This is a genomic window from Streptomyces cinnabarinus, assembly GCF_027270315.1.
In the GTDB taxonomy this organism is placed as follows: Bacteria; Actinomycetota; Actinomycetes; order Streptomycetales; family Streptomycetaceae; genus Streptomyces; species Streptomyces cinnabarinus.
On sequence record NZ_CP114413.1, the window covers coordinates 9,565,149 to 9,589,481 of the forward strand.

A 24,333-nucleotide genomic window follows, 5' to 3' on the forward strand; every position below is an offset into this window, starting at 1 on the left:
CGGCCCCGACCGGACCACCGACCACGAGACCCCGACCATGGTCACGATGGGGATACGAAGCCCGTGGTTGGGGTCATGGTCGGCCCGACCAGATGGTCGGCTCGACCGGCAGACCCGGCCACGGGTTCGCCGCGAACATCCGATCGGTACCGGGGCCGGCACGCTCGGCGCGGCCACGGACCGCTGCGCGACTCCCCGCCGTGCGGCCTCCAGACCCCGCGAGCCGATGCGCAGACAAGAAGCCGCCCGGGCCACGATTGGCACCCGCGCAGTGCGGCGCCCAGACCTGCGCACCAGAAAGGTCGCAGGCCCCAGGCCGGACTGCGCAGTCGCAGCGCGCACGGCGGCCTGCGCACGATCCTCGACCGGTTGCGCAGCCCGATTGCGCAACTACCGTCCGGGGCTGCGCAATCGGGATCTCGATGCGACTGCGCACCGGGCTGAGGCCTATGGTTCGGCCCGACCATGAGCCCGACCATGGCAGCTATACGGCTGTGTTGTCGGATCGTGACCGATGGTCGGGGCTGGTGGCCGTCAACCTGGTCGGGGTCGGCGGGTGAGCTGACGGCGTGGAACATACGCACGCCTGCGCACTCAGGCCCGCTGGCCGCCTCACCTCGGCGGGCTCGGTGTGCTGCCCTGGCCATCGTAGGCGGCCCGCTTCGGCGGTACGGCGGTGAGCCGTTTCGGGGAAGGCGTCCGCAGGGGTGTGATGGCGGCTGATCAGTTCACCCAGATCGCCAACGGGCTGTTCCGGGACTCCCGGCTCTCCTACAAGGCGAAAGGGATCTTCGGATACGTCAGCACGCACAGGAACGGCTGGCAGGTGACGGTCGACGACCTCGTCCGCCTGGGTCCGGACGGGCGGGAAGCGGTACGCACCGGACTGCAGGAACTCGAGGCGCGCGGCTACTTGATCCGTGAACGTCTGCGCCGCCCGGACGGCACTCTCGGCGAGATCGTCTACTGCATCACGGACCGCCCGGCCCTCCTGGGCATCGCGCTGAACGAACCGGACCTGGTGGCCACAGCCCTGGAGGCCGAGCGTGCCTGCGGCCTCCCGGCGGGGATCCGCCGGGGTGTGATGGCGGCCGATCAGTTCACCCAGATTGCCAACGGACTCTTCCGCGGCACGCGGTTGTCCTTCAAGGCGAAGGGTCTGTTCGGACTGCTCTCCACGCATCGGGATGGCTGGCGGATGACCGTGGCCGACATCGCCCGCCGTGGCTGCGATGGTGACTCTTCGGTCAAGAGCGGGCTGAAGGAGTTGGAGAAGCACGGCTTCCTGGTACGGGAACGTGATCGCGGACCAGACGGCACCCTCGGCTCGGCGGCGTATCTCATCACCGACCTGCCCGCTCTGCAAAACCCCAGCTCACAACCAGAGTCGGGTTTTCCACCAGTGGATGACCCTACGTTGGCTGATCCCGGCACTAAGAACACCATCGTTAAGAAGACCAACAAGCAGAACACCAGACCCCTCCGTCCGTGCGGCGAGGCGCCGCCGGCACGTGGACGGACGGACCGGCCGCGCACGCCGAGATTCCTGTCGTCCGTGCCCGCAGCGGATGATGTGCACCCGGGGATCCGGCTGCTGCTCGGCCTCGGGGCGGCCCGCCCCGAGCTGCTGCTGACTGGGCAGGCGTTGACCGATCAAGGCCGCGTCGTGAGGGTGATGTTGGAGTCCGGCTGGAGTGCTGAGCAACTCCGGTACGTCATCGCTGCCCGGCCCCTGCCGAACCCGGTGCGGACCACGGTCGGCGCGATCGTCGCCGCCCGTCTGCGCGCCGCTCAGGCTTACCCGCCGCCCGCCAGGGCAGCCGGCGACCACGGCCAACTTGTCGGGGAAGGCCCGCCGCCGCAGCCGGTGACCGGCTCCGCCGCCGCGCGCACGGTGAGCGAGGCCCTGACCTACCGGGCTTTTACCGAATGTGCCGGCTGCGGCGGGCCAGCCACCGCCCGTGGCGAGGACCTCTGCCCGGCCTGCCTCGGCTGGCCGCTGTGCAACACCTGCCCCGGCCCCACACCCCGACGCGCCCACCCCGGCAGCGACGGCCGCTGCACCAGGTGCGCCTCCGCCCTGACAGACCACCACGTGGAAGGAAGGACTCCCCGTGACGGACAGACTCCACACACCGCCACCACCGACCGCGGCCGCGCACCACGAGCGCCCCTTCCCGCGTGATCCGCGACGGTGGGAGAAGAAACGCTCCCGCGCTCTGCGGACCGGCCACGTCCGCGACCACACCTGCTCAGCTGCCTGCGAGCCCGTGCTCGTCCATGAACGCACGCTCTGGGGCTGGCTCGCCTGGGCCGTCCCCGGCGACGGCACCCTGCCCGAGATCCCCCACCAGATCGGGGTGCTCACCCCGGCTGCGACACGCACGCAGCGCCTGGCCCTGCGCTGGCTGACCCGGCGCCCGGCCGAGCGCCTCGCCCTGGGCACCCTCCCCGGATCTCTGCGGCTCGCCACTGCTGCCATCGCCCTCATCCGCCTGATCGCCTGCCTGTTCGCCATCCGCCACAAAGTCCCCCTCGAACTCGCGCTCCCGGCGATGCTTCTCGCCCCGCTGGTCGCCGAACACCCGCCCGAGCGGCTGGACGCCTGGACCCGCGAACACGTCCGTATGGTCGAAGGTGACGTCGCCTGCCGCTGCCTCCAGCGCCTCGCCGTCCTGCACGCCTCGCTCGTCCGGGCCTCCGTCGGCAGCGACCGCGACCAACTGCGCCGCTCGGCCGAGATCGGCCACAACCTGCTGTTCGACGCCGCCGGTCTGCTCCAGTCCCGGGACACCCGCACGGTCTCGGCCGGCCTCATCGCCCGCGAACGGCTCATGCTCCAACTCGCCCACCAGGTCGCCCAGATCCTCAAGTGCACCCCGCAGGACGGCACCGCCGATGCGCACCATGCTTCCGCCCCCGGCCGCCCTCCGGGCCCGTACCTGCCGTGCCTCCGGCCGACGACCCAGCCGTTAGCGCGTCACGCTCCGACGGACCCACCGCTGCAGAAGGGAACCCTCCCCATGACTCAGCCCGAACCCGCCCAGGCTGTCCCTGCCTTGGGCGTCTACCTCCTGTTCGCGCACGAGCCCTACTACCCGGCCGCCGCCCAGGAGATCAACACCACCGTGGTGGCCGTAGCCTCCCTGCTGCACCCCCGCGTACGGCAGCCTGACGGCGCCCGCATCCACGACCGCCTCGTCCAGGGCCGTCGGTCCGGCGAGATCGTGCCGCTGTCCACGCTCACCCACGAACTCGACGCAGGTGCGCGCTGGCCGGAGGTCGGCGACTGGGAGGCTGCCACCGAAGACCTGCTGCAGCTCGTCCGCGACCACGACTGCGACGCCCTCAACCTGGACCTGCCGGACATCGCCCGCGCCCTGGTGTGCTCTGGCCCCCACAGCCAGGTCCGCGTAGTCGACCCCACGTCCGGGGCACATTTGGCGTACGGGCCCGCCGACCGGATCGAGGTCCTCGTAGAGGTCGGCCGGCACCTGGCCTGGGCGGAAGCAGGATCTCCCCTGTGGCCCGGCGACGGCCTGCTTTCCCCGATCAACTCCGGGGATGCCAGCTGATGTTCGGCTACGAAGCGTACGAAGTCCGGGCGGACCTCCGACGGCTGCTGGCCGAATGCCGAGTCAGGCCACCGAACGCAGTCGGTCCAGTTCGCTGCCGATCGCATCCCGCAACACATCGTGCTGAGGGCCGAGCATGAACCGCTCGTCGCTCCACCGCTCACGCGGATACAGCCACACCGGCCTGCCCACCAACTCAGGTGGCTCCCACTCAAAGCGCTGCCAGACATGGGCATGCAAGCCTCGCGCTTTCCCGAGGTGGGCTGTCCAAGAGTTGATCAGAAACACGGAAAGTGCCCTTGACCTGCAATGCCGGTGAGTTAGTGCGTCGGTGCAGGTCAGGCACTTGATGGTGCGGCGTTTGAGTGGGAATATCCCCTGGTGACGTTGCGTGATCCGTCACTTCCGGTGGTGTGTCGGCGGAGGCCGGGCCACGGCAACGGAGTTCCCGGTAGGACAGAAGATCGACCAAGATCCGACTGTCCGCGAGGGAACTCCGTTGGGTGCTCAGTGTGCCATTGTCCGCATGCCGTCTGCCATCACCGAGGGCAGTCAAACCCCGTTGAACAGGCTGGTGGCGCGCTCGGACAGGCGCTTTGGAGCACGTCCGTCTCGGCGTGCTGACCGAAGAGATCAGCCCTGGGCTGGTGGACGAGGTCGTGGAGTTGACCGGCTGCGGCGAGCGTCGCCGCCGGTTGTTGCCGGCCCGGGCGGTGGTCTACTTCGTCCTGGCGTTGTGCCTGTTCAGCAGCTCCGACAGTGCCGGGCCGCCGGGATACCGGTCGGTCCTGCGCACGTTGACGGAGAAGCTGCGGCATCTGCCGGGCCTGTGTGTGCAGCGCCTGCCGACCAGTTCGGCCCTGACACGGGCCCGGCAGCGGCTGGGCGACAAGCCGCTGCAGGCGCTGTTCGAGCGGCGGTGCGGCACGCTGGCCACGGCCGTCACTCCGGGCGCGTTCGCCTCCGGGCTACGGCTGGTCGCCTGGGACGGCACCGCGCTGGACGTCCCCGACACCCCGGCGAACGCTGCTGAGTTCGGCTTCACCGGCAAGGGAGGGGTCAACCAGAGCGGACACCCGCAGGTCCGCCTGATGGCGTTGACCGAATGCGGCACCCATGCCCTGGTCGATGCTGCCTTCGACGCCGTGGCCAGGTTCAGCGAGCACAAGCTCGCCCGCCAACTGCCGGCCTCCCTGCGAGCGGACATGCTGCTGCTGGCCGACCGCAACTTCGCCGGATACCAGCTGTGGGGCCTGGCCCGCGCCACCGGCGCCCACCTGGCCTGGCGGATCAAGAAGAATTCGCGGAACTGAAGAACCGCCTGCGCGGCGCCGGATTCATCCTGCGCTTCAAGGCGCCCGAGCTGGTCTGCCAGGAGATCTACGCCCTCCTCACCGTCTACCAGGCACTGTGCGCACTGTAGACACGCGCGGCAGAACAGGGCGGGACCGACCCTGACCGGATCTCCTTCACCGTCACGGTGCAGCTCGCCCGGCTGGCCGTCGCCGCCCAGGCCGCAGCCGACGTCACCACGCTGGACACCGCCCGCCGCGAGGTCACCACAGAGCTGTTGGCCGCCCTCCTCCCGCCCCGGCGCAACCGGCAGTGCCAACGCATCAAGAAGCCGTCCAAGAACACCTTCGAGGTCAGAAAACGGGACCAGCCCCGCACTCCCAGTAACGTCCGCTACACACTCAAAGTCACCAAGCACCCCACCTGACCTGCACCGACGCACTAACTCACCGGCATTGCAGCTCAGAAGGCACTTTCGCGTTTCCGGCCACCGCTTGACTCTGCCCCAACCGAAACAGCGAGGCTAGCCGTTCTGGCTGTACTCCAGCGAGGAGACGATCGTGCCGGGCATGAATTCGTGGTACGCGCCCGGGTACCAGTCGCTCGGCGAGCTGTTCAGGGAGTAGCCGTTCGCCCCGCTGCTGTTGTCGACCCAGACCTTCGCGCCCTCGTACGCGCACTGGTGCTGATGAGAGTAGAACGACACCGAGACACCCGGGGCGACTTCGGAGTAGACGGCGAAGCCCATCGCGTTGTCGCCGGTGATGGTGTTGTTGTAATTCGACACGTACACCCCGACCGCACCCGGCTGAAGGATCTGCACAGAGGTTCCGTAGGCCAATACGGTGGTGCTCTGCGGAGTTCCCTGAACGGTCATGATGACGGGCGTGTTGTTCTTGATGACCGTCACCAGGTTGTTGCACGAGGACCACACCCCTTGCGGCGCCGACCAGCTCTGGTTCGAGGGCGGCTGCAGAGCTGGCGGATATTTGGGGGGATACGAGATCACCGGGGTTCCGGGGTCGGTTGAGCTGCCGGAGATGTTGAGGAGATTCCCGTTCATCAGGCTCCGGATGAAGCCGTCGCCGCAGATCGCCCACTGCTGATTCAGGCCGCCGGTGTAGTCGTTGATCTGGATTCTGGCGCTGCTGTTCGGATCGGAGTCGGCGATTTCCACGACCTTGTTGCTCTTCAGGTTGTAGATGTAGAGATTGTTGACGTAGCTCCACAGCTGATCCGAGTTGTCGGAAGGGTCGTACGTCCAGGAGACGACCTGGGCTCCCGAACTGGTCGAGCCTTGATCGACGGACAGCACGAGGTCCTGTCCCAGCCAGCTGGAGATGGACTGCCACTCCAGCGGCGTCGGAATCAGCACCTTGGGGGCCATCCAGGTGGCCGTGAGGAGCATGCCCGCACCGTCGTCCATTTCCGCGACGGCAGCCAGGTTGTCGGCCAGATAGGCCTCCACCATCGGGATGAGGGGCTCGACGTCAGGCGGCATCGCACCGAGGAGCTTCATGAAGGTGCCGCCGTCCCGCAGGGCGGAAACGGCCGGCCCCGGAAGGACGAAGTTGTAGCCCCAGGCGTAAGCATTGGCCGCGATGGTGGTAAGAGTCGGGGTTGCTGAGGCCTCCGGCGATTCCGCCTCTCCGATTTCCCGCTGCGGAGTCGAACCGCCTGCGCCCTTTTGCGGGAGCGACCGCCTTACCGCAAGCAGCGACTCCAATTCCACATGGGAAAAGGACTTCGAGGGGCATGCACGATTGGCCATGGTTACGGCTCCACTCGTCGGATGCCGTAATCAGGCATCGATGAAGAATCAGTTCGATTCTCCGACCCACGGTATGGCCGAGCTTTGCGGTCTGCTACTCGAAGGACGGACGGGCCACGCGGGCCGCGATCGTCCGCGCGCACTCCAGCGACTCGGTGTGCGTTGTGTCCAACGTCGCCGCGCCCTCCGGCAAACAGTCGGTGAGCCCAGCCGGGCAGGGTTCCTGGAGCGCGTCCAGGAGCGGGACCTCGCGCGGACGCGCAAGTGGATCGCCGACGAGGAGCAGCGCGAGGCCGAACGGATCCAGGGCGAGAAGCGCCGACCGCCGGCCCCGGACTGGCTCCTCGAGGAAGGCCTCAACGGGCGCAGGCACGTGTACGTCCACGTCGGAGGGTGCTGGAGCGCGAAGAAGCGGACGCGCCCCATCACGCGAGATGACGCGCGCCGCCTTCTCACCGGGAACGTTGCCCCATGCCCGCAATGCCGACCGGACACGGCCCTCGGCATGCCAGGCTGAACCGGACCGGCGCGCCTGGCCGCAGAGATCAAGGCTGCGGCAACGACAGCGCCCCCGAACGCGAGCCGTTCGGGGGCCTGCCGTGGTGACTAGCCTCGCCGTTTCGGTTGGGGTGATGAGGCGTCGTTGAGGGCCAACTGTCGGGTGGCCGAGGTGATTTCGGTGTTCGGGCATGGCGGGAGCCCGGCGCATTCGTCGGGTTCTCCAAGGTCCTTCGGGTCGTGGCGGGCAGGGTGTGTCGGTCAGTCGGCGGGACGGGGCAGTGCGGCGAGGCGGTGGAAGGCCGTGGCCAGTTCGTTTCTCCACGGCCAGGTCGCGGATATCCGCAAGCGCAGGCGGCGGCCGCCGCGGGTGAGGCGGGCGGCGACGTGCAGCAGCCGGTAGCGGAGTTTCTTCGGCTCGGCAGCCGCGAGCTCGCCGTCCAGCAGCAGGACGCGCATCCAGGCCAGCAGGTCGATCGCGGTGAGGCTGAGTTCGAGCCAGACGGCGTTGACGGCGAAGCCGCGGGAGGGGAAGCGGCCGAATCCGGTGGTTTTTGCCGCACCGGATGTGGTCCTCGACGCATGCGTGCCCGCGGTGACGGACCTCCAGGAACTGGGCGGAGCCGCCGCCGGAGCAGGGGGTGTCGGTGAGGAACACCTGATGCCGCAGGCCCTCGTCCTGGTCGAACAGGGAGAGCTGGGCTCCGGGGTGCGGGCGCTCGCGGCGCACGATGATGCGGGTGTCGGCCGGGTAGCCGTCCAGGTCGACCATGCCGGTCAGCTCGGCGACCTCGGCGCCGTCACGCAGTGTCCCGTCCTGGTCCAGGGCGGGATGCCAGAGGCGGTCGGGTATGGCCCGGAAGGCGCGGCACTGCGCCTACAGGTGCCGGTGCCGCCCTGCCTGGCTGTGTAGGTTGCAAGCGGGCTCTGGCACAGATTTTGGGGAGCGGTCGCGGAGCGTCACTGCAATGTTCGATGGCGAGAGCCCAGATCCGCGCGAGACCGTGAAGGACAGGGATGTCGGGGAGACTGCCCATGGACCGGGCCGAGGAGCGACTACAACATGAACTGAGCCGTGGACAGCAGCCCCTCGCCGAACTGGACTTGGACGAGATACGGCTCAGGTTCGTGTACTTCGGCTCCCAACGCTTCGACACCGCGGACACGCCGGACGCTGATGGCCTTCTCATCCAATACGGGACTCACGCCTTCGAAGGACCGCCCGTCTTCACACTGGACCTGGCCCGGCAGTTTGAGATCAACGACGCTTCCGGCGAGCATGATCATTACATCCAGCTCCACTGCGAACTTCGGTACGAGCCCGTCCCCCGACTTCGGGTGCTGGGGCACTTCGAGTCCTGGTTCTTCCACGACACGGACGATGAACTCGGCGCCTGGGCCGACAGCCTTGGCCGCCAGGAATTCTGGCCGATCGTCCGCAACTTCCACCCCCAGGAAATCCGGGTCTACCAAGAGCAGGTGTGATTACAGCCGCGAAGCAACCTGCCTTGTGACGCTCCGCGACCGCTCCCCAAGATCTGTGCCAGAGCCCTCTTCTCGTGGACAGAACCATGGCGCCTCAGGCTGTTCAGCATTTAACGCCCGAGCCGGTTACTCATAGGTCTGTCCATGGGCGGGGTGTGCCGCCGGTGAGGGGTGTCCATAGGTCGTGGGTGGGTCCGTGCTGTTCGAGGTCTTCCAGCACGGCGGCTCCCAGGCGGGCTTGGCGGGCGAGGCCGGCCACGAGTGGATGGTGGGTCACCATGGCCTGCAGGTCGTTCGTCCGGTTCTCGAGCCTGGCGCGGGGGGCGCCGGTGAGGACGAAGAGGACGCGGGGGAAGACGGGATAGCGGCGCTGCCATGCGGGGCCTGTGGATGCCTGTCTGCGCCGGCCGGCGGGCTGGGCTTCGTAGTGGAACAGGCGGGCGTACTCGATGAGTTTCACGGCCAGCCGCTCTCCGCTCATGGTGGTGCGGTCGACTTCTATGAAGGCGCGGAGCTTTCGTCGGCGGTTGCTGTCGGTGACGGTGTAGTACATCAGTGCGTCGGCGACGATCCGTTCGCCGTCGCCGATGGAGTGGGACACCTCGGGGATCCAGTCGAAGGGGCCGTGTTCGTGCCCGAGCCGGCGGGCGTCTGCGGCGAAGGCAAGGTGGGCGCGGACGACGGCGAGGGTGTGCGGGGTCTTCAGTGACGCTGCCGTGGTCGAGGTGATGGGGTAGGGCGGGCGCCCTCGCAGGACGGGCAGGTCCCGGGTCAGCCGTGCGCCGTCGGGTGTGAGGTACCAGGCGTTGGTTCGGGTGCGGTTCGCGTCGGGGAGCACCGTGCGCTCGACGAGGCCGTCGGAGCGCAGCCTGTTCAGAACACGGGACATCAACTGCCGCGTGCCGTTAGGGCGCAGCATCCGGCGCAACTGGCTGGTGGTGGCGATGCGGTGCTGGGCGAGGCCTGCCAGCACCTGGTGGGCCAGGGGCTCAGCGGGACTGGGGGCCAGTTCCGTCACCGGCGTGCTCCGTGCCGCGCTGCTCATGCGTCCGCCTCCGCTTGCTGGGTGATCTCCTCGGGTGTCAGCCACGCCTCGCCCCAGGGGTTCGTCTCCGGCACCGTGCGGCCGTGCGCGATGTCGCGCAGCCGCTCGCGGCGGCGCTCCTGGACGTAGCCTCGGCACTGCCTGGCGTCATGGTCGCTGGTGCGCCGGCCGGACGCGGTCGCGCACCAGCCGCAGTGCGGGGTGCGCCTGAGCCGCTCGTGCGCCGTGAGGGCGGCCAGGGTGGCAGCGGCGCCGAACAGCAGGGCACCAAAGTGCAAGGCACGCTCATGGCGGCACAGAGGTGGGCTCAGGGGACTCATGAGAGATGTCCTTCCGCGGCCATGGCGGTCTCCGACGGAGACCTTCGGTGACTGCTGAGGGAACCCGCGGGCCCCGACCAGCCCCCCGACCACCAAGCCCCGACCATGGTCACGAAGTCGCAACAGCCCCGCGGTCTTGCGCCGTGGCCGGCATCCATGGCCCCGACCACGGGGCCGCGCCCACATGTCGGCGTACGCCCGAGTGTGTTCAGGCGCGTGCACCGCTACATGCCCAGCCTCTGAATCGTCGGCGCATGGTGGCCGTGTCGGGCTCACCCGTGTCTGTCAGTGCGTGCGTGCGTGTCATGCGGAGCCGGCAGGGGCGACTCCTAGCGTCGCAGCCGGCGCCTCCAGGTCTGTCGCCGTGGTGCAGCCCGCCGGGCAGTCGAGACTGTCTCCAGGTCGTCGCGGGTGCGCACCGTGTGCGGGTGCTCAGGACCCAGCACACGGATCCGGCCGGCGAGGGTCTGCCGCAGCAGGCGTACTGCCTCTTCCTGCTCGCCCATCTTGGCCAGTGCATGGGCAAGGTTGTGGCGGCTGGTCAGGGTATCGGGGTGCTGGAGGCCCAGCACACGAATGCGGTCGTCCAGCGTCTGCCGGTGCAGGCGGACCGCCTCCGCGTGTTCGCCCATCCCCTCCAGGGCGAGACCGAGGCTGTCACGGCTGGCCAGGGTGTGCGGATGCATGAGGCCCAGCACACGAGCGTGGTCGTCAAGAGCCTGTCGCAGCAGGCGTTCCGCTTCCGCGTGCTCGCCCATCCTGGCGAGTGCGCTGGCGAGGTTGTGGCGGCTGAGCAGGGTGATGTGGTGTTCGGGGCCCAGCACACGGATGTGGTCGTCCAGCGTCTGCCGGTGCAGGCGGACCGCCTCCGCGTGTTCGCCCGTCCCCTCCACGGCGAGACCGAGGCTGAGACGGCTGGCCAGGGTGTGCGGATGCATGAGGCCGAGCACGTCGGCGCGCGCGGTGAGGTTCTGGCGCAGCAAAGACACCGCCTCTGCATGTTGTCCCGTCCCGTCCAGGGCGCAGGCGAGGTCGTGACGGCTGGTCAGGGTGTCAGGGTGCTCCGTGCCCAGGACACGGCTACGGTCCTGCAGCGTCTGCCGGAGCAGATGTATCGCCGCGGCTGGCTCGCCCATCCCGAACAAGGCGTTGGCCAGGTGGTTGCGGCTGGTCAAGGTATCGGTGTGCTGGGGCCCCAGGGTGCGGGTCTCGACGTCGAGGACCCGTTGGTGCAGCAGGCGGGCTGCACTGAAGGCGCCGGCGTGCTGCAGCACTTGAGCAAGCGTGTTGAGGGTGGCTCGGTGGTGTATGGCGGTGTGGGGGGCCGGGAGGTCGAGCAGCATCGGCAGGTGTGGGGCGAGGAGCACGGCGGCAGGCCAGCCGGCGCGTCCCTGCTCGCTTGCCTCGTGCACGGCCGCGGTCAACCGCTCGGCAAGGGCTCGGTGCCACGTGGCGAGAGGTGATGCCTCGGCCGCAAGAGCGACGGCATTGATCTCTCGGATCAGGGGGTGCAGCACCACCTGTGCGGGGCCGCTGATGCCCGATGCCTGCCCGGCATTGCCGGACGTGTGAGGAAGGCCAAGGAGGCCAAACCGGTACAGACCGGAAAATGCCCTCTCCAATGCCATGACGTTGACATCGTTTCCGGTGACGGCACCCAGCAGGTCCGGGGTGATCAGCGAGAGCGGGATGGGAGCCTCGGCCAGGAGGGCCAGCAGCCGCAACAAGGGGCGGGCCAAGGTGTTGCCCTCCCGGGCGAGCTGGTCCAGGGACACCTCCCAGGTGTGCCGCACCACGGCGCGGGCCACGTGCGGATGAGAGGCGTCCGGGTGTTCGGCTCCCAACAGGACAGACGGTTCCTGCTCCAGGGCCTGGCGGTAGGTGGTGAAGGTGCGGTAGCGACTGGTGGGCCCGGCCAAGTAGGTGCCGGCCGCGTGCAGCGCCAACGGGAGTCCACCCAGCCGCACGGCCAGGTCCCGAGCCTGCTCGGCGGTGCCGGCGGCGGGAGCAGCGTCGACCAGGACCTGGCCTGCCGGCTGTGCGGGCAGTGGCTTCAAGGGCAGGAGCCGGGCACGCGGCCCCCAGGTCTGCGCACTGCCATCTCGGCTTGTCAGCACCAGCAGGCCTCGGCCGTGCGGGCGAATCCAACCGCGGTAGTCGGCCACGGGCTCCCCTGCCGGGCCGATCTCTTGCGGCTCGTCAGCGTTGTCCAGCACCAGCAGCCACCGCCGCGCCCGGCCCAACTGCCGCCACACCACATCGGGCAGACTGGCCCGCCCGGCTCGCGCGGACTCCAGCTCCGCCTCAGGCAGCCCGCACGCCAGTGCCGCCTGCACCATCTGCTGCGCCAGCTCGGCGGAATCGCGCCAGCGCACCCAGAACACTCGCCAGCCCGCCGCGTCGGCCTGGCCGGCGAGTTGCGCGGCTAGCGTTGTTTTCCCCATCCCGCCAGCCGCACACAACACCACGAACCGACCCTGCGGCCGCCGCAGGATGCCGGCCAGCTCGGCCAGCTCGGCCTCACGCCCGCGCACGCGCTCCACATGCGGGGGACGCAAGGAATCCTGCCGACCTCGGACCAGCCGGCCCACCGGTCCCAGCCACGCCGGCGGTCTTGCCGCGGCATCCAGGTGCCGGCTCCACAACACCAGCGCGATGGTGGCCGCCACCAGCACGGCGAACACCGGCCAGATCACCCACGCGTGCGCCGCCCATCCCGGAACAGCGGCACTGGCGTAGTTGGTCACCGGCCCCAGCACCGCCGCCACGACTGCAACCGCCCCCGCCACCGCCGATCCGGCCCACGCACCCTGCCTACGCCCCATGGCCGCCCCCCGGTTCACCGCCATCAGCATGCCCAAACCGAGACGCGGGCGGGAGGTTGCAAGACTGGTAGTCAAACTGGCCAGGCCCGCGCCTCGCGACCGCCGCCCCCGTCCCGAGGCGAACGCTGACACCGCACGCCCAAGCAGCTTGCTGCTGCCGGAGAGTTCGTCACCGCTACGGCAAGGGGGCTGCGGGGCAACCAGGAAGAGGGCGGGCCCAAGAGACGTTCGGCGATGGCCTCTGCGCGGCAGCAGGGTGCTGTTGCGGGGTGTGGTGGCGGGCCGAGCCCGTGTCGGCTGTCGTTGCGGGCACCCGGTCCGCAAGGGGATCAACTCTCCTGGCAGGGGGCTGCGTTCATTGGGTGGCGCGTGGGGTTGGGCCTTCACCGGTGCTACGTCGTGGAGCGTTGGGCGGCTTGCTTCAGGATGCGGCGGCGTGTCCAGCGTCGGCGTCCGTTTTGGCGTCCGGCGTTTTCGGCGATGCCGTCCGTGGTCTTCAGCAGGGGGAGGTTGCCCTGGGAGAGGCTGCTGGAGAAGGAGTTGATGCTCTTGAACCCGAGGAGGGCGGCTGCCTGGCTTGCTCCCAGCAGTTCGTCGGGGTCGCCGTCGGCGGGAACGTCGGGCAGGGGCGGCGCTTGTTTGCGGCCGGCGCGCCTGCCGCGGCCGGGCCGGGTGGCCATCCACTCGGTGAGGGTCTGCACCTTCCACAGCTGCCGGCGGTAGGGGTTGTTGGCGGTGCCCATCTCTTCGATCTCGTCCGGCTGGGGGAAGTAGCCGGGGTGGTCGCGCAGATAGGTGTTGACCTGGTTGGTGTTCTTGTAGCCGAGGTACCTCGAGGCGTCCGCAGCGTTCAGCAGCGTCTGCGGGTCGAGGGCGGGCGGCGTGTGTTCCGCCAGCCGCGCCGGCGCGCGGTGGGCGAACCATGCGGTGACTTCGGCGTGATCCCACAGGCGTGCGCGGCCGCGCTTGCCGACGGGCTCGGGGAACGTCTCGCCGGCCGTGTTCTGCGCGTGCTCGGTGTAGAGGCCGCTGATCCTTGCGGGCGTCAGTCCCTGTTCAGCGGCGATCTCGGCGGCGTCGGCCAGGCGGGGCTCACGGCGCGAGGTCATGGCAGAACCGTCCGTTCTGTCAGCAGTGCGCCGGCCGACCCGGCTCACAACGCAAATAATGGCAGAAGTTCTGATGGGGGGTCCAGCCCGCGCCTCACCGTTCTCGCGGCGGCCGCCGCGGTTCTCGTAGTTTGGTCGCCGCAGAACTTCACGGGTGTGACCGGCAGCAGGTGCGGTGAGCGGCTGGTTGTCGTCTTGTAGTCGAGGACGAGCCGGTAGCCCAACTGCCCGGCCGGGGTGGCGAAGTGGGGGCTGAGTGCCGCTCTGCGCGCCGATGACTGTGCCGTGCACCGAGTGCTGGTGACGTTGCGTCAGTTTTTCGGGGTTCCCGAGGCGGTCAGTGTGCTGTGGGTGTGGGAGGTGGCTGTTGGGATGCAGTACCGGATCGGACACCGCGGCCCGTTCTTGGACCCGGCCGTGCTGGTTGCCGTGACCGGTGTCCTGGTGGTTCGGGGCCGCGGGTGCAGCCGTCAGCCCCCGGCCCGGTGTTGGTTGAGGAGTTGGATGATGAGGTGGCCGAGTCCCTGTTCGTTGCGGTCGATCGCCGCGTTCGCGTCCTGGACCCATCGCTGGTCTACCGGGTGTCCTGCGATCCGCCACTGTTCGAGGACGGCTGCGAGGTAGCGTTTGGTGAATTCCGGCTGTGCCGGGTCGAAGGCGTAGATGGCCCGGAGTGCGTCCAGGTGCAGTTCGGACAGCCCGCCCGGAGCGGGTGCTGTCCCTGTCTGGGCCCATAGCTGCACCAGCAGGTGTGCCGAGGACGCGGCCCGCCCGTCCCCCCCCGGCGCGCGAAGCCGGTCACCAGATTCCCGAATCCGGTCTCGTACAGGCCCTGTACGGCTCCCAGCAGCATGTCGACGTCCTCGTCGCACAGCAGTGCGCTGTCTCTGAACAGTTCGCCGGGGTCGCGCATGGCCCAGCCCCAGATGTCGCCCATCCTGGGGTGGATGTCATGTTCCGGCCCCCAGTTGCGGGTCCAGAACGGGTCCAGTGCGGATGCCGGCTCCGCAACTTGTTCGGCCGTCTGAGGGTCTGTCAGCCGGATGGAGACTTCTCGTTGGCCTTCGTGCCACATGCGCTGGAGCCTGATGTGTGTGACGAGTCCGTGCCATTCGGCGGCCAGGAGCTGTGACTTGGCCAGCAGTATGAGCGAGGTCCACTCTTCCACTGGGTCGTGGGCTGCGGGGAAGAGTTCCCTGCCGTGCACGGGCTCGCCGGTGGCGAGGGCGAGGAGCAGGAGGTTGGTGCTGTGCAGGGTGTGCCGGGCCGGTACCGGCCGTTCGGAGGGCCGGTAGTCGGCGTACATGGAGGAGTGCCGCTCCCGGTGCGCGTCGTGGAAGAGGTCCAGGAGCAGTGCCCGCAGGCGGGCCCGGCGCTGGTGGGGGAGCGGGTTGAGGGTGTCGGTGAGGAAGCGGATGACGGGGGTGCGGGTGCACAGTGCGGCGTGGGAGAGCAGGGCGTGCAAGAAGGCGTCGTCGGGTGCGGCGCTGCGCGTACGCCGGGTCTCGGGGCGGGCCGTGTCAGCCAGTTCCAGCAGCTCGCTCGTGACGAGTCTGGCGACGAGGAACTCGCCGAAGGTCGCGTGCGCGAACTCGTACGAGCGCAGCAGCTGGTTGTCGCGGAATGCTTCGGCGCGGTGCACGAAGAAGAACCGGCCGACGGTTGCTTGCCCTCGGCTGATGGGTGCCCGCAGGCCCGCTGCGGCTGCGGGCGGGAACTGGCGTGGCAGCAGGACGGCCAGGTCGGTGTCGAGTTCGTGGTCGGTGACCCACTGCCGGCCGCGGTGGAACATGGCGAGCGCGGCGACGGACAGCCGCAGCAGCTCCTGTTCGGCGGCGTGCGCCAGTTCGCGGTCGGGGAGCGAGGGGGCGTGTTTGAGTACCTCCCGCCGGGCGAAGCGGTCCAGTAACCGCTCGTAGAGGTCGAATCCGGCGATGTCGTGGGCCTCGCGCTGGAAGGCGTTGTCCTGTGCGTCGTACAGCGCAAGCATCAAGAGCAGCAGCGGCTGGCCCGCCAGGTCCGGCTGACACAGCACGCGGTCCGCATCGAGGGGATGGAGACCGTGCCGTGTGAAGTACCCGGCATTCTTGCCGTTCCACAGCTGAAGCCACTGGCGGGTCTGGGCGGGGCTGAAGTCTTCCAGCCGGATGGCGATGCCCCGGGTGGTGAGCCGGGCGCGGTCGGCGACGGCCGTCCGGCTGGTGACCAGGACGGCGAGGGGGCGGCCGAATCCCGCCTCGCGTCGCTGGAAGGCGGCGACCTGTTCCAGGTAGTCGGACTGGTTGACGCCGGTTGCCTGGAGGAGCTCGTCGAAGCCGTCGAGCAGCACAACGGGCAGCGCGCCGTCCGCGGCCCGCACGACATCGGGCCAGTCCATCGTCTCGCCGGTGGCCTGACGCACCGCGTCCTCGATCTGCTCCTGTACGCCGGCATCGGCGGGGACGCTGCGCAACGCCACCCGGACCACCAGGAAGTCCTCGACGGGCAGCCGGGCCGCGAGGACCTTGGTCAGGTAGGACTTGCCCGAACCCGGCTGGCCCAGCAGGAGCACCGGCGCCTGGGCGGCAAGCGGCGCGGCGAGCAGCTCGGCAAGGAAGACATCGAGGCCCGAGCGGCGTTCGCATGCCTGCCACCAGTGGTCCTGGTGGATCGCGCCGTCCGAGCGCCGGTACTCGGCCACCCGGAAGTCAGGGCTCACATACGCCTCGCGCAGGGCGGGCACGACCATGCCGTCGGCAATCTCCTCAAAGGAGCCGAGTACCGAGCCGTCCAGGCCCATCACGCCGGCCCGGTGGAGCGCGGCCAGCCTGGCGGGCGGCAGGGCGCCGCCCGCGACCCGGGCAAGGGAGTCCTCCAGGTTCACCAGCACGGCGCGGGTCGCCCGGTGGTCGGTGCGGTCGATCCAGGCCGCGACTTCGGGGAAATCCGCCGTGAGCTGCCGGAACAGCTCCTCGTGGCGCTCTACGGCCAGGGCAGGCACCCGGTCGGCGAGGACGGACCCGACCTCCTCGCGGGACGCCTCTGTCAGGTCGTCCCACACCGCGCAGCCCGCCACATAGCGGGCCGTCAGCTGGGTCGCCTGCGCGTAGTAGCCGAGGAGCTCCTCGAGGGTCTGCTCGTAGGGGAGGTGGGGCGAGGGCACGGGGACGCCGGCACGGAGCAGGTGCTCGGCGATGGCCGCGAGTCGCCCCGAATCCGGGGCTCGCCCCGTGCTCAGGTGCACGGACTCCACCCGGCTCACCCCCAGCTGCCGGTGGTCGAACGGCAGCTGGACCTGCCCCATGGCCTCACTGTAGGCGGCGATGACGAGGACTGCGTGGGCGGCGGCAAGGCGCTCGGTGCGGCCGAAGCGGCTGAGCCCCTGGAGCCGTTCGGCAAGACCCGACACCAGGTTGCGGCTGAGCTCGGCCAGCTCCGCCTTGGCGTCGAAGAGGCCCAGCACCAGATCGGGCGCCGGTCCCGCCGCAGAGAGCAATGCCCCGCCGACGACCCGGTCGAGGGAGGCGAGCAGGGGGCCGCTGCCGCCGAGGAGCCTGACCGCGTCGCCGTACCCCAAAGGCCCGTGCATCGGCGGCTCCCTCCCCCGAGTGCGCTGCGAGGAGCATGCCCTGTGCGCGGCCGCCACAGCCACCCTGACTCTGAGCGAGGGGCACGTCCTGCCGCTCAGCACAGTTGCGGGAGGAAGCCTTCCCCCACCTCGCCCCGGCACCGGCCCTCTCGTCCGGCCGGGCGTTTGTATGTCCTCAAACATCGTCTGGGCGGGGTAACCGCCCCGTATCCAGGGCCCGGTTCGGACTGTTCCCCATCCAGCGGGGCGTTTCTGCTGGGTGGAGCTGCTCTGAGCTAGGGGAACGAGTCTGTCCGACAGGCCCCGCCCGATGAGCCGGGAACTTCTCGCGACTTCCCTCTCACACTCTGCGGATTCTCCCGCTGTCCATAGACAGATCGCCCGCTCGCGCCGCGGTCGCCGCCGGTCGAACTGCCGTCGACGCCGAGAGGGCACGAACACGAGAGCCCCCTGGCACAGCTCACCCCGGGCCGTGCAAGGGGCCCTTTGTCGTGTCCCGCAGGAGCAAGACCGCGGCGCAGACGGGCCTGTTGCCGGTCGGTACGCTCGCGGCATGACTGACTTCGTGCAGGTATCCACGGCAACGGAAACCCGGGAACAGGCTGCCGAGTTGGCCCGCTCGGTCGTTCAGGGCAGGCTGGCCGCAGGCGCGCAGATCATCGGCCCGGTGACGTCCGCGTTCTGGCATGACGGCGAGTTCGGCACCGGAGAGGAATGGCAGCTGTTGCTGAAGACCACCCTGGCTCGCTACCCGGAACTGGAGGCGCACCTGCTGGAGCACCACCCGTGGCAGAACCCGGAGGTCGCTGCGGTGGGGATTGTGGCCGGAGCCAAGGGCTGCCTCGATTGGATCGCCGCGCACACCGCATAGCCCTTAGACGACGCGCGCCTTGTCCAGGACCTCGGCCACGGCGGGCACCGCCTGGTGCTCGCCGAGCCGGAGCAGGAGCGGGGCGAGACGTTCGCGTGGCCGCACGGAGGCCACCCCCGAGGCGAGGTCGACCACGCGGCTGGTGACCGCGGCCGCCTGCTCGACTTCGCCCGCAGTCAGGTAGGAGTCGGCGAGCCACGACAGGTACAGGCTCTTGTCCCGAGCGTGGTCGTCGTCGTACCGGGCGAGCGCGGATTCGAGGACGGGCACCGCCCGGAGCGGGCGACGCAACTCGGTCCAGCAGCGGCCGGTCATGATCCGTAGCTCGGTCTCGTCGACCCAGGACACCCAGTCCGGTTGCGGAGCGTCGTCGACCTCAGCAAGCGCGGCCCCCGCGGACTCCAGGGCCCGCTCCGTCTCGACGGCGAGTCCGGCGACTGAGTAGGCCCACGCGAGCCGTTCGTACAACAGCGCACGGACCCCCGGCGCAGCACCAGGACCGGCCTCCGCCACGGAGCGGGCAGCGGTTTCGATGCCGGCCCGCCGGTTACCGCCGACAGCCTGGTACGCCAGGAACGCGAGCGCGTTCCCCGCCAGTTCGCTGTCTCCAGAGTCGACCGCTGCCCTGTGGCTGGCCTTATACAGGGTGGCTGCGTCCTCTTGGCGGCCGCCGTCGAACGCAGCCCAGCCTGCCTGCTGCGCCTGCTCAGCGAGCACCGACAACAGCGCCCTGCCGGTGGCATCGGTGTACGTCGCGTCCCGGAGCATGGTTTTCGTGGCCTCGTACTCGCCGAGGTAGACCCGGTATGTGTCGCCGCCGCCGAGGACGTCATCGAGGCGGCGCAGACGCGCCGCACGGGCCCGTAGCTGTGCAGGAAGGCCAGGGCCGATTCGACTGCCCGCACGCGGGTGGGTGAGTTCTGGCAGGCCGACGACGAGTCCGGCTCCGGCCGTGGCCTTGAAGAGCTCTCTGCGCCGCAAGTCGTTCCCCTCCGCCTCGCGCGAGTGGCCAGGTGCGGGAAGCATGCGGCGCAGAGAGGTCGGCGCCTCCCACTCTCGCGGGGCTAGACCGAGCAGGCTCCCCGGGATCCGCAGCGCATCGGCGATGCGCGCGATCTTCTCGAAGGTGGTCACGCTGCCCTCGCCGCGCGCGAGGCGCCCAACACGCTCTGGCTTCATTTCGCACTCAGCCGCGATTTTCGAATAGCTGATCCGGGCTTCAGACCGCGCGAGACGGAACACCGTGCCGAAGTCGTGAGCCGCGAGCGCGGCCTGCATTTCCGCGCGAGCAAGGAGCGAGCGCGGCAGCGCAGTTGGCGGTTCATAGGCGCTCATTGAGATGCCCCGTCACACGTGATGTCTCAGTGCCACCAAGCAGCGTACCCATCATGGGGGTACCCGAGGACGGGAAGTCAGCTGCCCCACAGAGCTGGAAGGTTGTGACATTCGAGACCCCGGCGACCGCGCGAACGGCCCCGGGGCGTGGCCAACGCTCAAACCTGTGAGGGAGCGTCGACTTGACGAACGGTACGGCCCCAAGTGGGGCGTTAGCACCATCGAATCGGCCCTCGGTAGAGGGTGTTGAGGCATGGCTGGCCTCCGCGCACCCCTTCCCAGCCGTGGTGTGCAGGGAATGGGACAGTCCCGCCCGGCTTGCTCTGATCTCGTTGGGGCGGCTCTTCGACGCGGTCCGCATTCCCGCAGCTGTCGCCCACCGTGCGTTCGCCGGCCACGAGGTTCCGGTTGTGGGCTGGCGGCTGGCGCGGCACCTGCGCGGTGGCCCGGTCATCCATGACCCCGCAGGCAGCCGTTACTACGCGCTGGTCCCGCCCGGTACCGCGGAGGACTGGCGGGCGCCTGCCGCTGAGTGCCTGGGGGAGGGCGCCTTCCTGGGCGTCCCTCGTCCCGATCTCACGGAGTACGACCAGGGCACACGCGCGTCGTACTGGGCGGTGCCGGTGAGCCGGCCGGGCAAGCTGTGCCGGGTGTCGGACGTGCTGACCGTGGCCATGGTGGGCGGTGTCCTCGCCGACGAGGACGAGGACGAGGACGAGGACGAGGACGAGGACGAGGACGAAGGCGAGGCCACGTCGTGACCGGAACCGAGCCTCGCCAGGCCGCGAGTGCGCGGCCGGATGAGATCACTCCGGGGCGCGTGGACCCCTTCGAGGCGATGGAGACGCTGAGGTCAGCCCTGGACGACGCAGGGATCACCGTTCCCGGGCTCTGGGTCAACAGGGCCTCGTCGGAACCCAGGCTCGTTGAGTTGGGCGAGGTCCGTGCCGACGTCGCCCTGCAGCTGGCGCACGCACTGAGGCGAGGTGGACCCGACGCATGAGCGCGGAACTGACGGAGACTCCGGGGCGCTCTGCTCCGGCTGAGCTGGTGGACATCGTCACGATGCGCGCGAGTGTCGCGCAGGTCCTCCCGCCTGAGGTCACTCCCACCGACCGGGTCGTGCTGGCGGCGCTGACCGGGATGCTGCGCGGGCACATGCATTTGCTCATCCCGGAGGTTGAGCAGGCTGCGGCGGCGCTGCCTGCCGACGACGTGCCCCGGTATGTTGCGCTCGCCTGCGTCGGTGAGGCCCGCGGCAAGCTGGACGTGTGCCCCGGGCTGATGCCGTCGGACGCCCAGGCGTATGTGCGCAGGCTTGGCCGGTCGCTGCTGGCGCTGTGCGATCACTATGAGGCGCTGACCGGTATCCGCATGTGCCTCGCGTGCGACCGGGAGTTTGAGTCCGACGAGGAGCGCGTGCCGTACGACGTGGGCAGCCCGTCGGGCGGTGCGGCCAGGTCGGGCTACGTCCATCCCAGGTGCGCCAACACGGTGCGCCACACGGGCCGCTGATGCGAGTGGTGACCCACCGCGCTGCAACCAGTGACCGCTGAACCCCATCCCAGCACGATAGGTCCACAACAGAGGGAGTACACGTGACCGGATGCGTGATCTGCCGGATGACCGGAGGCGGCGGAGGGGAAGGTGGCGACGGTCTGCCCGGTGAGCCGTGGTCCGGTCCGGAGGAGCCTCCGTCGCCCGACGGCGGCAGGAAGTTCTGCGACTGAGATGACGTTCACCGACCTGGACGAGGGGTGGTCCGAGCTGGGTCGCTCCCTCCTGGGACGCAAGGCCATCACCTCCGACTGGATGCCCTCGTTCGCTGCCGTGCCGCGGAGCGCTTTCCTGCCCGAGGTGATGTGGCCGCACGACATGGACACCGGCACCACGGCCACCGTGGACCGCAGCGAGGATGCTGCCGGCTGGTCCGCGTATGCCGATGCCGACGTGCCGATCGTGACGCAGTGGGACGACGGTGCGAGCGACGAGCCCGGCGGGGTGCCGACCTCGTCGGCGTCCATGCCGTCCGTGGTCTTCCGCATGCTCGCCGACCTGGACGTGCACGAAGGGCACCGCGTGCTGGAGATCGGCACCGGCACAGGATGGAACGCCGGCCTGCTCGCCCACCGCCTCGGTCACGCCAGCGTCGTCAGTATCGAGATCGACCCGGTCGTCGCGGCCGAGGCCCGAATGAGGCTTGCGCGGGCGGAGCTGCCGGTCGTGGTACTGACCCGTGACGGGGCAGAGGGGGATGGGCAGGGAGCGCCGTACGACAGGATCATCGCCACCGCCGGGGTGCGGAAGATCCCGCCCGCCTGGATCGACCAGACCCGGCTGGGAGGGCTGATCGTCGCTCCCTGGGGTACGCACTACGGCAACCAGGACGCGATCGTGCGCTTGGAGGTCGGCGGAGGCGGAGCGAGCGCGTCCGGGTCGTTCACCCGGCCCGCGGAGTTCATGAAACTGCGCTCCCAGCGCCTCCCGTTCGCCGGGCATCACGCCTACGCGCCCGACGGCGTGGGCGCGGCGGAGCGCAGCACGACACCCGTCACCGCGGACGAACTGCTCGGTCACGACGACCAGTTCGCCGTGAGCACGTTCGCCGTCGGCCTGCGCGTGCGGGACTGCCACCACCGAGCCGCCGTGAAGCGCGACGGCGCACGGCCCGTCTGGTTCTACGGCCTGGCAGACAACTCCTGGGCCTGCGTCCTGTTCCGCGACGGACAGCCCGAGTCCCAGGTCTGGCAGGCCGGACCCCGCAAGCTGTGGGACGAGGTGAACGCGGCGCTGGAGTGGTGGCGGGAAGCGGGCCGGCCCAGCCATGGGCGGTTCGGGCTGACGGTCACCACCGAGGGCGCACAGCGTGCGTGGCTGGACGACCCCGCAGACAGCTGGGAGATCTGATCCCCCTCGGTCCGGCAGCCCGGCAAGCGGTACCCCCAGCATGTAGGAGGTCGAGGACCTTACTTTTCCGAGGTATGTCCATCACTCTCAGCCCATGCCCGTTGCGCCTGAGTTTCTGCGGCGGGGGTGGACAGGTCCATCAGGGCTTCTCCTTGGGGGCGGTGCGCCCTGCGGTGCGGGGGCCGGATGTCGGGGCGGTCGGCGTGGCGTTCAGCGTCGGCGCGGTAGTCGTCGGCGGTGTATCCGGCATCGCACCAGGCACGGCAGAACTGCCTGGGCGCGGCGTGGCAGGTCTCGCACTCCTCCTCGAACTCATCCGGGCGGAGGGGCGACAGGCTCACGGGGCGGTCTTGATCTGCTCGGCCACCTTGCGCGCGGACGGCCGACGAGGCCGCGCATCAGGCTGTCGAGAGTCTCGATCATCTGGAGGAGGTCGAATCCGGGCGGGTCACCCGACGGCTCAAGGAGGTCACCGGCCTGCTCCGCGGCGTCGATGCCGTCACCGCCCGGGACGCCGCTGACCGCCTGGCCGACTACATCGGCACGGGAGCGGCCTGATGGCCGAGGTTGCCTACGAACGCCACGAGGGGGCCGAGGCCGCCCGTCAGCTCGACGCGTTCCTCCACGCCTACGAGGAGGTCTACGAGGAGCCGCCCTACTGCGAAGGGCCCAGCGACGTCGCCGAGTTCATCGAGCACTACCAGGCACAGACACAGCGCCCCGGGATGCGTCTGCTCCTGGCCCGGGAAGACGGCGAGGTCGTCGGCTTCACGTACGGCTACTACCTCGCCGCTGACACCCGCTGGTGGCACAACCTCCAGGACGTGAAGCTTTTGGAGGACTTCACGCGGGAGGACGGCCGGAGGACTTTCGTGATCATCGAGCTCGCGGTGCGCAAGCCGTGGCGGGGGCGCGGCATCGCTGCCGGACTGCATGCCCGCCTGCTGGACGGCGTGGACGCAGAGCGGGTCACGCTCACGATGCGCCCTGAACCCGAGGCGGCACCGGCGCAGTCCGCCTACGCCTCTTGGGGATACCGGAAGGTCGGGGTGTCCCACCCGTGGGACGAGGCACCGCTGTACGACTGCATGCTGCGTGAGCGACCGCTCCGTCAGGCGTTGTAGCCCTTCTGCCGCACGCCCGGCCCCCAGATCCGGGCTGCCTGGGCCGGGCAGGCCTGGCACAGTGGATTCGCGTTGGACCCGTACCTCCTGCACGGCTCCGCGCAGCGCGCGCACTTGCCGCCCTCGCCAGATGGGTGTGGGGCAGTCCCGCAGCTTGGGTTCGGGGGAAGCGGTGCTCATCGGGTGTCCGTTCTGCGCAATGCGATATCGAACGGAATAGAGCAAGCCTTGCGGGTCGCCTGTCAGTGGCACCTCGAAATGTTGCGGTATGCCCTCCCACCCTCGGCGTATGGCCTGGTGTGTCCCACTTGGAAGGGGCCTTGTCCCCAAAGGGTGGACCCCTGTTCGTGTCGTTATGCGACGAGTGTCAGGGTAGCTGACTGCTGCTCGTAGACGATCGGTGCCTGCTGTCCGTTCGCTGAGTGCCGTCGGCGGGTGTTGTAGCGCGTGGTCCAGCGGAAGACCGCCAGGCGGCAGGCGCGGGCGCCGTCGAAGCGACGGGCACCCCGCAGTGTCTCGCGTTTGAGGGCGGCGTTGAACGACTCGGCGAGCGCGTTGTCCGCCGAGGTGCCGACCGCTCCCACTGAGGGTTCGGGGGAACTGACTG

At 69.5% G+C, this 24,333-nt stretch carries 19 protein-coding genes and 3 pseudogenes; 11 read left to right on the plus strand and 11 right to left on the minus strand.

The window, feature by feature from the left end; translation table 11 throughout:
- Nucleotides 1-676 precede the first annotated feature (676 nt).
- Nucleotides 677-2,185 (plus strand): helix-turn-helix domain-containing protein, encoded by a 1,509-nt coding sequence (locus tag STRCI_RS43100; RefSeq protein ID WP_269664428.1) that lies wholly within the window; start codon nt 677-679, stop codon nt 2,183-2,185.
- On the plus strand, nt 2,115-3,575 hold the full coding sequence (locus STRCI_RS43105) for a hypothetical protein (RefSeq protein ID WP_269664429.1): 1,461 nt from the start codon (nt 2,115-2,117) through the stop codon (nt 3,573-3,575). Before STRCI_RS43100 ends, STRCI_RS43105 begins: the two co-directional genes overlap by 71 nt.
- Nucleotides 3,576-3,638: 63 nt before the next feature.
- On the opposite strand, the pseudogene STRCI_RS43110 reads toward STRCI_RS43105, so the two are convergent.
- Nucleotides 3,639-3,815 (minus strand): annotated as a pseudogene (locus STRCI_RS43110) (diadenosine tetraphosphate hydrolase); the annotation flags it as partial.
- Nucleotides 3,816-4,171: 356 nt separating this feature from the next.
- On the opposite strand from STRCI_RS43110, the gene STRCI_RS43115 reads away from it, so the two are divergent.
- Nucleotides 4,172-4,888: an IS4 family transposase gene (locus STRCI_RS43115; RefSeq protein WP_269664430.1), complete on the plus strand. Its 717-nt coding sequence runs from the start codon at nt 4,172-4,174 to the stop codon at nt 4,886-4,888.
- Nucleotides 4,889-5,055: 167 nt separating this feature from the next.
- Entirely contained in the window at nt 5,056-5,295 is a 240-nt protein-coding gene (locus tag STRCI_RS43120; protein WP_269664431.1) for a hypothetical protein, read from the plus strand.
- A gap of 96 nt (nt 5,296-5,391) precedes the next feature.
- On the opposite strand, the gene STRCI_RS43125 is transcribed toward STRCI_RS43120, so the two are convergent.
- Together STRCI_RS43125 and STRCI_RS43130 are read right to left on the minus strand one after the other, a co-directional pair.
- Nucleotides 5,392-6,639, minus strand: coding sequence for an RICIN domain-containing protein (locus STRCI_RS43125; RefSeq protein ID WP_269664432.1), 1,248 nt, complete (start codon nt 6,637-6,639; stop codon nt 5,392-5,394).
- A gap of 94 nt (nt 6,640-6,733) precedes the next feature.
- Complete coding sequence (locus STRCI_RS43130; protein WP_269664815.1) at nt 6,734-7,012, minus strand: hypothetical protein; 279 nt, start codon at nt 7,010-7,012, stop codon at nt 6,734-6,736.
- Here STRCI_RS43130 and STRCI_RS43135 point away from each other — a divergent pair, their 5' ends adjacent.
- Nucleotides 7,013-7,156 carry a DUF6233 domain-containing protein gene (locus STRCI_RS43135; RefSeq protein WP_269664802.1) on the plus strand — a complete coding sequence of 48 codons (144 nt, stop codon included), beginning with the start codon at nt 7,013-7,015 and terminating at the stop codon, nt 7,154-7,156.
- Nucleotides 7,157-7,398: 242 nt separating this feature from the next.
- Here STRCI_RS43135 and STRCI_RS43140 read toward each other — a convergent pair.
- Nucleotides 7,399-7,975 (minus strand): annotated as a pseudogene (locus tag STRCI_RS43140) (transposase); the annotation flags it as partial.
- 197 nt (nt 7,976-8,172) lie between these two features.
- Between STRCI_RS43140 and STRCI_RS43145 the strand changes: the two are divergent.
- Entirely contained in the window at nt 8,173-8,622 is a 450-nt protein-coding gene (locus tag STRCI_RS43145; RefSeq protein ID WP_269664433.1) for a hypothetical protein, read from the plus strand.
- Nucleotides 8,623-8,752: 130 nt separating this feature from the next.
- Here STRCI_RS43145 and STRCI_RS43150 read toward each other — a convergent pair whose 3' ends face one another.
- The 5 genes from STRCI_RS43150 to STRCI_RS43170 all read right to left on the minus strand — a co-directional run bounded on the left by STRCI_RS43150 (nt 8,753) and on the right by STRCI_RS43170 (nt 17,489).
- Nucleotides 8,753-9,667: a replication-relaxation family protein gene (locus STRCI_RS43150; protein ID WP_269664434.1), complete on the minus strand. Its 915-nt coding sequence runs from the start codon at nt 9,665-9,667 to the stop codon at nt 8,753-8,755.
- Nucleotides 9,664-9,987, minus strand: coding sequence for a hypothetical protein (locus STRCI_RS43155; RefSeq protein ID WP_269664435.1), 324 nt, complete (start codon nt 9,985-9,987; stop codon nt 9,664-9,666). Before STRCI_RS43155 ends, STRCI_RS43150 begins: the two co-directional genes overlap by 4 nt.
- A gap of 329 nt (nt 9,988-10,316) precedes the next feature.
- The gene (locus STRCI_RS43160) at nt 10,317-12,755 is read right to left on the minus strand and encodes a tetratricopeptide repeat protein (RefSeq protein WP_269664436.1); all 2,439 of its coding nucleotides are present in this window, start codon (nt 12,753-12,755) and stop codon (nt 10,317-10,319) included.
- Nucleotides 12,756-13,204: 449 nt separating this feature from the next.
- Nucleotides 13,205-13,921, minus strand: coding sequence for a hypothetical protein (locus tag STRCI_RS43165; RefSeq protein ID WP_269664437.1), 717 nt, complete (start codon nt 13,919-13,921; stop codon nt 13,205-13,207).
- 574 nt (nt 13,922-14,495) lie between these two features.
- Nucleotides 14,496-17,489: an NACHT domain-containing protein gene (locus tag STRCI_RS43170; protein WP_269664438.1), complete on the minus strand. Its 2,994-nt coding sequence runs from the start codon at nt 17,487-17,489 to the stop codon at nt 14,496-14,498.
- A 553-nt stretch (nt 17,490-18,042) separates the two neighbouring features.
- On the opposite strand from STRCI_RS43170, the gene cutA reads away from it, so the two are divergent.
- Nucleotides 18,043-18,360, plus strand: coding sequence for a divalent-cation tolerance protein CutA (gene cutA / locus STRCI_RS43175; protein WP_269664439.1), 318 nt, complete (start codon nt 18,043-18,045; stop codon nt 18,358-18,360).
- A 3-nt stretch (nt 18,361-18,363) separates the two neighbouring features.
- Here cutA and STRCI_RS43180 read toward each other — a convergent pair whose 3' ends face one another.
- Complete coding sequence (locus tag STRCI_RS43180; RefSeq protein WP_269664440.1) at nt 18,364-19,695, minus strand: helix-turn-helix domain-containing protein; 1,332 nt, start codon at nt 19,693-19,695, stop codon at nt 18,364-18,366.
- A 332-nt stretch (nt 19,696-20,027) separates the two neighbouring features.
- Between STRCI_RS43180 and STRCI_RS43185 the strand changes: the two genes are divergently transcribed.
- The 4 genes from STRCI_RS43185 (at nt 20,028) to STRCI_RS43200 (ending at nt 23,726) form a co-directional block, all read left to right on the plus strand.
- Nucleotides 20,028-20,456: a hypothetical protein gene (locus STRCI_RS43185; protein WP_269664441.1), complete on the plus strand. Its 429-nt coding sequence runs from the start codon at nt 20,028-20,030 to the stop codon at nt 20,454-20,456.
- 238 nt (nt 20,457-20,694) lie between these two features.
- Entirely contained in the window at nt 20,695-21,210 is a 516-nt protein-coding gene (locus tag STRCI_RS43190) for a DUF6415 family natural product biosynthesis protein (protein ID WP_269664442.1), read from the plus strand.
- Nucleotides 21,211-21,426: 216 nt separating this feature from the next.
- Nucleotides 21,427-22,602: a methyltransferase domain-containing protein gene (locus STRCI_RS43195; RefSeq protein WP_269664443.1), complete on the plus strand. Its 1,176-nt coding sequence runs from the start codon at nt 21,427-21,429 to the stop codon at nt 22,600-22,602.
- 557 nt (nt 22,603-23,159) lie between these two features.
- Nucleotides 23,160-23,726 carry a GNAT family N-acetyltransferase gene (locus STRCI_RS43200; protein WP_269664444.1) on the plus strand — a complete coding sequence of 189 codons (567 nt, stop codon included), beginning with the start codon at nt 23,160-23,162 and terminating at the stop codon, nt 23,724-23,726.
- A 353-nt stretch (nt 23,727-24,079) separates the two neighbouring features.
- Here STRCI_RS43200 and STRCI_RS43205 read toward each other — a convergent pair.
- A pseudogene (locus STRCI_RS43205) lies at nt 24,080-24,313 on the minus strand (integrase core domain-containing protein); the annotation flags it as partial.
- Nucleotides 24,314-24,333: the final 20 nt, after the last annotated feature.